A 10,166-nucleotide genomic window follows, 5' to 3' on the forward strand; every position below is an offset into this window, starting at 1 on the left:
GCGCATTCCGCGGCGCTCATCTCCACAAGGACGACGCATACATGGACATCCGGACGCTCTACACGCTGATCGCGATTGCGGACCACGGCAGCTTCGCCGAGGCCGGCAACACCATCGGTCTGTCGCTCTCGGCCGTGAGCATGCAGGTCCGCGCGCTGGAGGATGAGCTGGGCATCACGATCTTCGACCGCAGTCGGCGCCCGCCCATCCTGACCGACACGGGCCTTGCGCTGGTACACCGGGCGCGCGACCTGATCGCGCATTGGGAGAGCATGAGCGCCTCCCTCAAGAAAGGAACCTCGGCCGGGCTGCTCAAGCTCGGCAGCGTCCATACCTGTGTATCGGGCGTGCTGCCGCTTGCCTTGCGCCACCTGCAGAAGCAGGGGCACGGCCTGGAGGTTCATGTCACGACGGGGCTGACGCATGATCTGGAGCGGGCTCTCTATCACCGCCAGCTGGATGTGGCCATTGTGACGGAGCCCGACGCCCCGCGGTCCGGCCTCGACTTCCTGCCGTTCGTCGAGGAAGAGCTGGTCGTCATCGCGCACCGTTCGGTCAAGGGCGCGAGCGATCAGGAAATCCTGGAGCAGACCCCCTACGTCCGCTTCAACCGCTCCGCCCGCGTGGGGCATCTGGTGCAGGAAGAAATGGTGCGCAGGCGCATTACCCTGCGGTCAACCATGGAAATCGACAATCTCGAAGGCGTCATCGCCATGGTGGCCAATGGCCTGGGCGCATCGGTGGTGCCCGCCAGGCGCGGCAGGGGCGAGTTTCCGCCCGGCATCCGGGTCATTCCTTTCGGTTCTCCGACCGTCAAGCGGCGCCTGGGCATCCTGGCGCCAAAGGAGAACCCGCGGTCCCACCTTTCGCAGTTGTTGCTTGACGCCTTGAAGTCGGTCTGTGCCGGCCCGCAAGACATGACGAAGCCCGCCTCACCCAGTAGTCCGTAGCTCAGCAGTCCAGCAGAACCGTAGTCCAGTAGTCCGCAGAAAAACACCGCAACGCCCCAAAAAAATCGAGCCCCTCGGCCCGAGGGGTAGTTGCTGCCTGGCGATCTGCCTGCCATCCGAGTGCCGGCAGGCCGCTCCCCCGCGAACTGAAGGAGACAAAACCGTGAAACACGAACATCAAGCTGTAACTGCGCGCCGCCGCATCATCAAAGCCATGGGATACGGGCTGGCGCTATCGCCGTTCCTTGCGACGCCGGCGCGCGCGGGCTGGCCATCGGACAAGGTCATCCGGATGGTCGTGCCGTTTTCGGCTGGCGGCGCGACCGACCTGCTGGGCCGCGCGCTCGCTTCCGAGCTGGGCAAAGGCCTGAAGCAGAGCGTGATCGTCGAGAACCGCGCGGGCGCGGGCGGCAGCGTGGGCGCACAGGCCGTCGCCAGCTCGCCCGCGGACGGCTATACGCTGTTGCTGGCGTCGGGCAGCATGTTCACCGTCAATCAATTCATCTACAGCAAGCTGCCCTACTCGCTCGACGACTTCAGCCTCATCGGCAAGGTCGCGAACGGACCGATGGTCATCACGGTCAACGCCAGCCTGCCCGTCAACAACACGCGCGAACTCATCGCGTACGCCAAGGCCAGGCCGGGCAAGCTCAGCTTCTCATCCGCCGGCGTCGGCAGCCAGACGCACATGGCCGGCGAAGCCTTCACCGACGCTGCGGGGATCGAACTCATGCACGTCCCGTACAAGGGAGAAGGTCCCGCCTACACGGACCTCATGGCGGGTGTCATCGAGGTTGCCGTGGGGAACATCAACGCCATTGCGCCGTTGCTAAAAGGCGGCCGCCTGCGGGCGCTCTCCGTCACCGGCAAGGAGCGCGCGGCCTTGCTGCCCGACCTGCCGACCACGGCGGAAGACGGCGTGCCGGGCTTCGAGTTCACCGGCTGGTTCGCATTGATGGCGCCTGCCGGAACGCCGCAGCCCTCGATCGACCGGCTCCTGGCCGATGCCAGGTCGGCGGTCGAGCAACCGAGCCTCAAGCGCTACCTGGAAGACCAAGGGATGACGGCGACCATCGTGCCTCCCGCCGCGCTCAAGGAGGAGATCGCCAGGGAATCCGCCAAATGGCAAGCCCTGGTGCAGAAGAAGGGAATCACCGCCAGTTGAGGCGGAGTCTCTCATGATGCCCGCGGAATCGCTCGCCATTGTCGCTCCCGTCATTTTTGTCGCCTACACGGTCTTCGGCATGACGGGCTTCGGCGCGGCCATGGTCGCCGTGCCAGTCCTGGTCCAGTTCATTCCGCTGCAGTTCGCGGTGCCGCTCGTGGTCCTGTTCGACCTGGCCTGTACCGCGTTGGTCGGCGGGAGCAACTGGAGGCGGGTCTCCCTGGCCGAACTCAAGCGCCTGTTCCCGTGGTTGCTGCTGGGGATCGCGCTGGGGGTCACGCTGCTGCACAATGCGGGCGCCAGATGGCCCTTGATGCTCTTGGGCGGTTTCGTGCTGTTCGTGTGCATCCGGGGCCTGCGGGGCTCGCCCGGGGAAACCAAGGCTCCGCTGAACGAATACTGGGCATTTCCGTTCGGCGTATTCGGCGGCGTTTTCAGCGCGCTATTCGGAACCGGAGGGCCGATCTACACGATCTATCTCTCACGCCGGCTCGACGCGCTCGACCAGTTCCGGGCGACCATATCGGTCGTGATCCTGCTGAGCGGGGTGGTGCGGGCGGCGGCCTTCGGCGCCGCCGGGCTGTACTCGCAACCGGAAATCCTCGCCAGCGCCGCCGTATTGCTGCCCATTTCCCTCGTCGGGCTGTACGCGGGTTCCCGCCTCAGGACCCGCGTTTCACCCGAGCTGCTGAAAAAGTCCATCTTTGTGCTGCTTGCGATTGCCGGCGCCGGCGCCATCTACCGCGGATGGGTCTCCCCTTCGTGAACGAGGCGGGACTTTCGGAACCGTGGGCTTGCGCCGCAAACCCACGGTCGGGTTCCATCCGGGACCGCCCCGGCTTACTTCGCCGTAGGCATCGCGAACTCGGCGCCCTTGCCAATGCTCTCGGGCCAACGTTGCATGATCGACTTCTGGCGCGTATAGAAGCGCACGCCTTCTTCGCCGTAGGCGTGCATGTCGCCGAACAGGCTGCGCTTCCAGCCGCCGAAGCCATGCCAGGCCATCGGGACGGGGATCGGCACATTGATGCCCACCATGCCCACCTCGATACGACGGCCGAATTCGCGCGCGACGTTGCCGTCCCGGGTGAAGCAGGCAACGCCGTTGCCGAACTCGTGGGCGTTGATGAGGTCCACGGCTTCTTTCAGGTCCTTCACCCGCACGCAGCCCAGGACCGGCCCGAAGATTTCTTCTTTGTAGATGCGCATGTCGGGCGTGACGTGATCGAACAAGGTTCCTCCCATCCAGAAGCCGTCGCCGCAACCTTCGCCCGCCTGCGTTCCCTTGAAACCGCGGCCGTCCACCAGCAGCTTTGCGCCTTCCGCCTCTCCCAGCGCGATGTAGCCGCTGATGCGCTCGTGCGCGGCCCGGGTCACGATCGGCCCCATCTCGGCTTCCGGATTCTCGCCGTCCAGCACCTTCAACGCCTTGGTGCGCTCGATCAGCCTGGGGAGCAGCCGGTCGGCCACGTCGCCCACGAGCACCGCCACGCTGACCGCCATGCAGCGCTCGCCGGCCGAACCATAGCCGGCGCCGATCAACGCGTCCACGGCCTGGTCGATATCGGCGTCGGGCATCACTACCATGTGATTCTTGGCGCCGCCCAGGGCCTGCACGCGCTTTCCGAGGCGGGCGCCCGTCTCGTAGATGTAGTTGGCGATAGGCGTGGAACCGACAAAGCTCACCGCCTTCACGCCGGGATGTTCCAGCAGCGCGTCCACGGCCACCTTGTCGCCCTGAACGACGTTGAATACGCCGTCCGGCAGGCCGGCTTCCCGGAGCAGCTCGGCGATGCGCAACGAGGGGCTGGGGTCCGTCGGGCTGGGCTTGAGCACGAAGGTATTGCCCGCGGCGATGGCCACGGGGAACATCCACATGGGCACCATCACCGGGAAATTGAAGGGGGTGATTCCTGCCACGACGCCCAGCGGCTGGCGCAGCGTCCAGTTGTCGATGCCGGTGGAGACCTGCTCCGTGTGCGCTCCCTTCAGCAGCTGCGGAACGCCGCAGGCGAACTCCACGATGTCGATGCCGCGGGACACTTCGCCTTGCGCATCGCTGAAAACCTTGCCATGCTCGGCGGTAATCATGTGGGCAAGCTCGTCGCGGTGGCGGTTCATCAGTTCGAGGAACCTGAACAGCACGCGCGCGCGGCGGATGGGCGGCGTGTCCGCCCACTGCGGAAATGCCGCTTGAGCGCTCGCCACCGCGCGATTCACTTCATCCGGCGTGGCCAGCGCAACGTGTTTCGTAACGGCGCCCGAGGCCGGATTGAAGATGGGCTGGCGGCCGCCCGCCCCGTCGACGGGGCTGCCGCCGATAAAGTGTCCGGCTATCGGGATGCCGGCGCTGGCCGTCGTTGCATTCATGGTTTCCTCCTGTGCTCAAGCATGGCGTGTGGGAGCAGCCACTGTCGCCCATCGCCGGCCGGCCGTCGAGACCGGAAGGCTGGAATCAGTGTTTGAGGTTTTGAACAATGGAAATTGGCATGACGAAAACGAGACGCCTGGAAGATCTTTGGTCGCATATTCACTGCCTGGGAGTTCTGGCCGATACCGGGAGCTACACGGCGGCCGCCCGCCGCCTGCAAATCAGCAAGGCCTCGGTGAGCCAACGTATCGTGGAGCTGGAACAGGCAGCCGGCGTGCCTCTGGTGCGCCGCACGACCCGCAGCGTGAGCCTGACGGAAGCCGGGGCCAGCCTGGTCGACCATACCGCTTCGGCCTACCAGCGCATCGAAGAAGGTTTTTCCGCCGTGCGAGATCTCTCGGAGGGGCCGCGCGGCGTATTGTCCGTGACCGCTCCCGTGGCGCTGGGCCGCCAGATCGTCGCGCCGCTGATCCCGGAATTCCTGAAGCGCTTTCCCGAGGTCAGGATCCAGTTGGAGCTCAGTGATCACCTGGCCTCTTTGGCCACCGAAGGATTCGATCTGGCCATCCGGCACGTCGCCGGCGTGCCCGACACGCATGTCGCGTCGTTGATCTGCGAGACGCGCTCGATCCTCGTCGCAACCCCGGAATACCTGTCGAAGCACGGCACGCCGCGCACGCCGACGGATCTGGCGAGCCACAATTGCCTGCATTATCTTCGCCGCAGCGGCGCCGCCACCTGGTCGTTCGAGTCTCGCGCGCGAGACAAGCGCGTGGCGGTGCCGGTGCGCGGAAGCTTCACGGCGAACAACAGCGAAGTGTTGCGGGAAGCGGCCGCCGGCTCCCTCGGCATCGCGCTCCTGCCGGATTTCAGCGCGGGCCCCGCCTTGCGGAGCAGCGCGCTGGTCGAGGTCCTGCAAGACTGGCGCGTCGCGGGCGAGTTTGCCGAGCGGCTTTACGCGGTCCGGCCTTACACCCCGCGCGTGCCCCTGACCGTTTCGTCGTTCGTCCATTATCTGCGCCAGGCGATTCCGGCGTCCGAAGGCCTGGGCGGGCCCCCCGCTCCGGACGCTAGTTGACCTGCAGCCCCGCCTTGGCCACGAGATCGGCATAGATCGATGCCCCCTGGCTGACGTACTTCTCGGTGTCGGCGGGCGACAACACGTGGGGAATGCCTCCGAAGTTCGCGTTCCCGGCGATCCATTTGGGATCCTTCGCGATCTGTTGAAGCACGGCAGCCCACTTATCGAGCGCTTCGCGACTCATGCCGGGCGGGCCAAACAGTCCGCTCCAGCCGATGACAGCCTCCAGCTGCGCAAGCCCCAATTCGCGCGCGGTCGGGATATCGGGGAACTGCGCCAGGCGCTCCGGCGTGGTCGTCAACAAGGCGCGCAACTTGCCGCCCGCGAGAATGCCCGTCATCGAACTGAGGTTATTGCAGGCGAAATCGACCTCCTTGCTGAGGACGGCGAGAGCAACCTCGTTGCCGCCCTTGTACGGAACGCTGACCACGGCCTCCGGCTTCAACCCAAGGTTGCTGAGCAATAGCTGGGGAGCAAGGTTCTGCACCGTCGCCGGGCCGGAATGGCTGTAGTTGAGCTTGCCGGGGTTGGCCTTCAAGGCCTGGGCCAGATCGCCGACGGTCTTGTAGGGACTGTCGGGATGCACGACACAGACCACGGGGTTCAGTTCCAGCAATCCGATGAACGTGAAGTCCTTCGAGGTGTAGGGCGTCGTCTTGGGCTGCAGCGCGGGCAGCAAGACTTGGGAACCTATCCGGCCTACCAGCAGCGTATAGCCGTCGGGCGCCGCAGTTTTCACGGCGGCGGAGCCGATCGCGCCGTTCGCTCCGGCCTTGTTGATCACGACCACGGGTTGTCCAAGCACGCTCTGCGCGGCGGCGGACAGATTGCGACCCGCCATGTCGGCATCGCCGCCCACGCTGAATGGCACGATGAGCTGGACCGGCTTGGCGGGGTAGGCCTGGGCGGATGCCAGGCCCGGAATCGTGGCGAGCATGCAAATCGCGGCGCGAGCGAACGCGCCCGGCGGAATGCCGGTAAGGCGGATCATGGGATGTCTCCTGTCGTTCTACGGGACGAAACCGGACTGCAGCTGTGCTCGATGCTTCGAGGTCAATGACCGGTCGCGGACTGCATGGATGCGCTGAAAACCGGGGCGGCCTCGCCGCCCAGGGAAACGTTGATGCAGGCGGGCAACCCGCTGTCGGCCGCCTGCCCCAGGGCCGTGGCCAGGCTCCCGGCGTCGTGCGCCGAAAACCCGGCCCCGCCAAGCGCCGAGGCGACGTCGTGGTAGCGCGCCGCGGGCGAAAGATCGCAGCCGATCAGCCGCTGCGGGCCGTAGGTGCGCACCTGGATCAAGTGTTCCGCGTTCCAGCGCAGATCGTTGCCGATCACGGCGATGATCGCGGCGTTTTCGCGCGCGGCCGTGTCCAGTTCCATCAAGTGGAAGCCAGCGGTGCCGTCGCCCATGAGGGCGACCACCGTCGCTTCCGGCCGCGCGATCTTCGCGGCGATCGCGTAGCAGACCCCCGCGCCTATCGCCCCGGACATGCCGTTGATGATGCGTGCCGGCGCCTGGCAGAATGCCTGCGCCCATTGGCCGAATTCACCGCCGTCGCAGATCAGGACAGGATCGGGCGCGGATGCCAGGAAGGCCTGCACCGTCTCGCACAGCGCGCGGGGGCCCAGTGCATTGCCGGCGGGTGCGGACGTCCCCTTGGCCGTCCGGTTCCGCAGCGCCTCGTCTACCCTGGCGCGCCAGGCGTTGCGCTCTGCCTGCGTTTGCGTCGCCCGCAGCGCCGAAAGCGCAGCCATGGGGTCTCCCTCCAAGGCCAGGACCAAGCGCTCACCCAGTAGACGGGCCGCGCGTTCGAGCATCCGGGCATCCGGGTCGATCACGGCGACCCGGGCCTCTTTGCCCAGCGCAGCCTTGCCGCCGAATCCCAGCGTGAAGTCCAGGCATTTTCCCGCCAGCACGATCAGGTCCGAGCTTGGGATAATCTCGGCCAAGGCCCCCAGCGAAGGATCCTTCAGGCCGCGGGGGCTCTCCATCGGAATGATGCGCAGCCCCAGCGCCTCTTCCGCCGTTGCGCGGGCCGAATGCATGTGCGCCCGCGCGGCGGTCGGCCCGGCCAGTACCAGCGGGCGCCGTGCCGAGTCCAACAGTTCGGCCAGTGTTTGCAGCCCCGCCCTGTCCAGCACGGCTGCCGACGTATTCGCAGCCGCCTCGGGGAGTTCCGCCATGCCCGTTTCGGCCGTCAGCAGATCGAAGGGGAGCGCCAGGTGGACCGGGCCGCGCCGAGGCGCAAGCGCCTGGGCGACCGCGCTGTCGAGCGCGGGATAGAGCGCCTCCACGGTGAGCGGACGGAGCGAAAGCTTGGTCAATGGGCGCGTGATGGAGACCTGGTCCAGTTCCTGGAACGCGCCTGAACCGTCTTCGCCGACGGGAGAGTCGCCGGAGATGAGCAGCACCGGACTTTCCGCCTGGGATGCCGAATAGAGCGGCGCGAGGCCATTGGTAATGCCCGGCGCCGCGGTGAGCATCGCGACGCCCAGTTCGCCCGTGATCTGGGCCCACGCATCCGCCATGAACACGGCGGCCGCTTCATGCCGCACGTGGACGATGCGGATGCCCGCGTCGATACAGGCGTCATAAAGCGGCATGATCTGATTGCCGGAGAGGCTGAAGATCGTCTTGACGCCCAGCCGACGCAGCGAACGGATAATCAACTGAGATCCAAGCACCTTTGCCTCCCCTGGAGTCCGCGGGACCACGCCGCGGGACCGTTCTTTGACTCGGTATTTGCGGTTCAGTTTATCGAGGATCGGCGGCCTGTAGGTTGATGTTTTTTGAACCAAGCGCCGGCCCTCACTCCGTCTTTCGCGCCGGGCCTGACTCGAATATTTTCTGATAGGCGCTGTAGTAGCAGGCGGCGGCCGCGCGCGCATGGCCAAGCATGCGGACGCGGACCAGTTCGGTGTCGCCGGACAGGAAGGCTTCGTACAGGCCGCGCATTCCGTCCAGGATGATGCTGCGGACCTCCTGGTCGTCCATCGTCACCAGGCGCACCACCTGCACGTGATCGATGTAGCGCGAGATCGCGCCGGCCAGTTCGCGGTTGGGCACCATGGCAAGCCAGACCAGCCGGAAGCGCGCGTTGCTGCGCATGAAGTCGTCGAGGTCGGTCCGGAGGTGCGCGCTCTCGGCCTGTTCCAGGGCCGCCTTCATGTCGGCCAGGCTCTTGGGATCCGCGTGCAGCGATGCGGAGGCGGCGGCGGAAGGCTCCAGCAAGGTGCGGATCTCGAAGATCTCATTCATTTCGGCGAGCGTGAACCGTCGCAACACGAAACCCCGCGCCGTGCCTTCGAGCACGCCTTCGTTCTTGAGCTGCATGAGCGCTTCGCGGACCGGCATGCGGGAGACGTGCAATTCCTGCGCGATATCGTGATCCACCAGGCGGTCCTCCAGGCGGATCAGGCCCATCTGTATGCGTTGGCGGACGATGCCGTACACGCGTTCGCGCAGATTGGGCTTGCGCGCCGCGTCGCTCGTTTTTCTGCTTTTTACCTTCGTCTCCACCGGCCTGGCCTCACTCGTTCTGCGCCTGGAATTCGCAACACGGCGCGCCCATGCTGGCGCACCTGGTTTCTCGAAACGACCTGGACTCTCCCGTCACCAGCGCGCTTACGGCTTCGAGCATACCCGTTATCGCGTGGCACACCGGCCGGTCGCGGGTGGCGGCCGCCATCGCGAAGGGGCTGTTTCGCACCGTGAGCGTCGGCGCGGCCGCGTCGCCCGGCTCGAAGCGCCAGGCGCCCCACCCCAGGTCGGCGGCCGACTCGGCCATCACCCGCAGGAATGCGGCAACGTCGGCCGCGCCCGCGGCCCGGTAGGCGCGCGCTGACGCGCCGCCGTGCGTGCGCACCGACGCTTGCAGGCTGTCGAGCGCCTGGGCGCGCTGCGCGGGCGGCAGGCCGGCGAACAGTCCCATCAGGACGTCGGCGCGCAACATGACGTAGCGGCGGTCGGCGTCCAGGATGGCGCCCTCGGGCGCGTCCCATTTCAAGCGTTGTTGCAGCTGTCCCATTCGATTTGGTCCTGTGGCGACGGGGTGGGCGGCTTACCGATATCGGCTAGGGTTATCCCTGAACAATATACTGTTTTTGTGATCCATAACCTGCTGATATCAGGGTAAATAATTAGTTTAATCATGAACCATTAATGCTTAAATCTTAAACAGTATACTGTTTGCACGCGGCCATGCCGGGTGCGTCCGCAACGATTCCGCTATCGGAGGCCGTTCATGATCGATGCATGGTGGGTACGGTGGTTGGGCAGGGTGCTGGCATCCTGTCTTTTGTTGGCGAGTGGCGGGCTGGCGGCGTCGGCCGCGCAGGCCCAGGCGGACAAGCCGGCGCCGGACGAGTTGAAGATCGCCTATCCCGTGGACGTGCCGTCCTGGGATCCCACCGCCGTCACGTTTCCGGCCGGGCAATCGCTGTACAAGGCCGTGTTCGATTCCCCGCTGTTCATCGACGGCGACCTGAAGCTGCAGCCCGCGCTGGTCAAGAGCTGGCGCTGGCTGGACGACAAGAACTTGCGGCTGTCCATCGAGCTGCGCGACGGCGTGACGTTCCACGACGGCTCCGCGCTGACGA

At 66.0% G+C, this 10,166-nt stretch carries 9 protein-coding genes and 1 pseudogene; 5 read left to right on the forward strand and 5 right to left on the reverse strand.

Features of this window, described 5'->3' with window-relative positions; genetic code table 11:
• Window positions 1-41: 41 nt before the first annotated feature.
• The 3 genes from ADE01S_RS22475 to ADE01S_RS22485 all read left to right on the forward strand — a co-directional run bounded on the left by ADE01S_RS22475 (window position 42) and on the right by ADE01S_RS22485 (window position 2,881).
• On the forward strand, window positions 42-950 hold the full coding sequence (locus ADE01S_RS22475; RefSeq protein WP_062683966.1) for a LysR substrate-binding domain-containing protein: 909 nt from the start codon (window positions 42-44) through the stop codon (window positions 948-950).
• A gap of 214 nt (window positions 951-1,164) precedes the next feature.
• Window positions 1,165-2,115, forward strand: a complete 951-nt coding sequence (locus ADE01S_RS22480) for a Bug family tripartite tricarboxylate transporter substrate binding protein (RefSeq protein ID WP_062683967.1) — start codon at window positions 1,165-1,167, stop codon at window positions 2,113-2,115.
• 13 nt (window positions 2,116-2,128) lie between these two features.
• Entirely contained in the window at window positions 2,129-2,881 is a 753-nt protein-coding gene (locus ADE01S_RS22485; RefSeq protein WP_306303202.1) for a sulfite exporter TauE/SafE family protein, read from the forward strand.
• 74 nt (window positions 2,882-2,955) lie between these two features.
• Here the strand turns inward: ADE01S_RS22485 and ADE01S_RS22490 are convergent, their stop codons facing one another.
• Window positions 2,956-4,485, reverse strand: a complete 1,530-nt coding sequence (locus ADE01S_RS22490) for a CoA-acylating methylmalonate-semialdehyde dehydrogenase (protein ID WP_062683968.1) — start codon at window positions 4,483-4,485, stop codon at window positions 2,956-2,958.
• 107 nt (window positions 4,486-4,592) lie between these two features.
• Here ADE01S_RS22490 and ADE01S_RS22495 point away from each other — a divergent pair, with 107 nt between their 5' ends.
• Window positions 4,593-5,564 carry a LysR family transcriptional regulator gene (locus ADE01S_RS22495; protein WP_242663420.1) on the forward strand — a complete coding sequence of 324 codons (972 nt, stop codon included), beginning with the start codon at window positions 4,593-4,595 and terminating at the stop codon, window positions 5,562-5,564.
• Here the strand turns inward: ADE01S_RS22495 and ADE01S_RS22500 are convergent.
• The 4 genes from ADE01S_RS22500 to ADE01S_RS22515 form a co-directional block, all read right to left on the reverse strand.
• Entirely contained in the window at window positions 5,557-6,558 is a 1,002-nt protein-coding gene (locus ADE01S_RS22500) for a Bug family tripartite tricarboxylate transporter substrate binding protein (RefSeq protein WP_062683970.1), read from the reverse strand. The genes ADE01S_RS22495 and ADE01S_RS22500 overlap by 8 nt on opposite strands.
• Window positions 6,559-6,620: 62 nt before the next feature.
• On the reverse strand, window positions 6,621-8,237 hold the full coding sequence (locus ADE01S_RS22505) for a thiamine pyrophosphate-binding protein (protein ID WP_242663419.1): 1,617 nt from the start codon (window positions 8,235-8,237) through the stop codon (window positions 6,621-6,623).
• 139 nt (window positions 8,238-8,376) lie between these two features.
• Window positions 8,377-9,087 (reverse strand): GntR family transcriptional regulator, encoded by a 711-nt coding sequence (locus tag ADE01S_RS22510; protein WP_062683972.1) that lies wholly within the window; start codon window positions 9,085-9,087, stop codon window positions 8,377-8,379.
• A gap of 10 nt (window positions 9,088-9,097) precedes the next feature.
• Window positions 9,098-9,595, reverse strand: coding sequence for a V4R domain-containing protein (locus ADE01S_RS22515; RefSeq protein WP_075873329.1), 498 nt, complete (start codon window positions 9,593-9,595; stop codon window positions 9,098-9,100).
• A 216-nt stretch (window positions 9,596-9,811) separates the two neighbouring features.
• Here ADE01S_RS22515 and ADE01S_RS22520 point away from each other — a divergent pair.
• A pseudogene (locus tag ADE01S_RS22520) lies at window positions 9,812-10,166 on the forward strand (hypothetical protein); the annotation flags it as partial.

The sequence above is a fragment of the Achromobacter denitrificans NBRC 15125 genome (assembly GCF_001571365.1).
Classification (GTDB): Bacteria; Pseudomonadota; Gammaproteobacteria; order Burkholderiales; family Burkholderiaceae_B; genus Achromobacter; species Achromobacter denitrificans.

Coding starts and splice junctions, on each gene's coding strand:
- ADE01S_RS22515 (WP_075873329.1), bottom strand. CDS start 9,595: ATGGGACAGCTGCAACAACGCTTGAAATGGGACGCGCCCGAGGGCGCC.
- ADE01S_RS22500 (WP_062683970.1), bottom strand. CDS start 6,558: ATGATCCGCCTTACCGGCATTCCGCCGGGCGCGTTCGCTCGCGCCGCG.
- ADE01S_RS22495 (WP_242663420.1), top strand. CDS start 4,593: ATGGAAATTGGCATGACGAAAACGAGACGCCTGGAAGATCTTTGGTCG.
- ADE01S_RS22475 (WP_062683966.1), top strand. CDS start 42: ATGGACATCCGGACGCTCTACACGCTGATCGCGATTGCGGACCACGGC.
- ADE01S_RS22490 (WP_062683968.1), bottom strand. CDS start 4,485: ATGAATGCAACGACGGCCAGCGCCGGCATCCCGATAGCCGGACACTTT.
- ADE01S_RS22480 (WP_062683967.1), top strand. CDS start 1,165: ATGGGATACGGGCTGGCGCTATCGCCGTTCCTTGCGACGCCGGCGCGC.
- ADE01S_RS22485 (WP_306303202.1), top strand. CDS start 2,129: ATGATGCCCGCGGAATCGCTCGCCATTGTCGCTCCCGTCATTTTTGTC.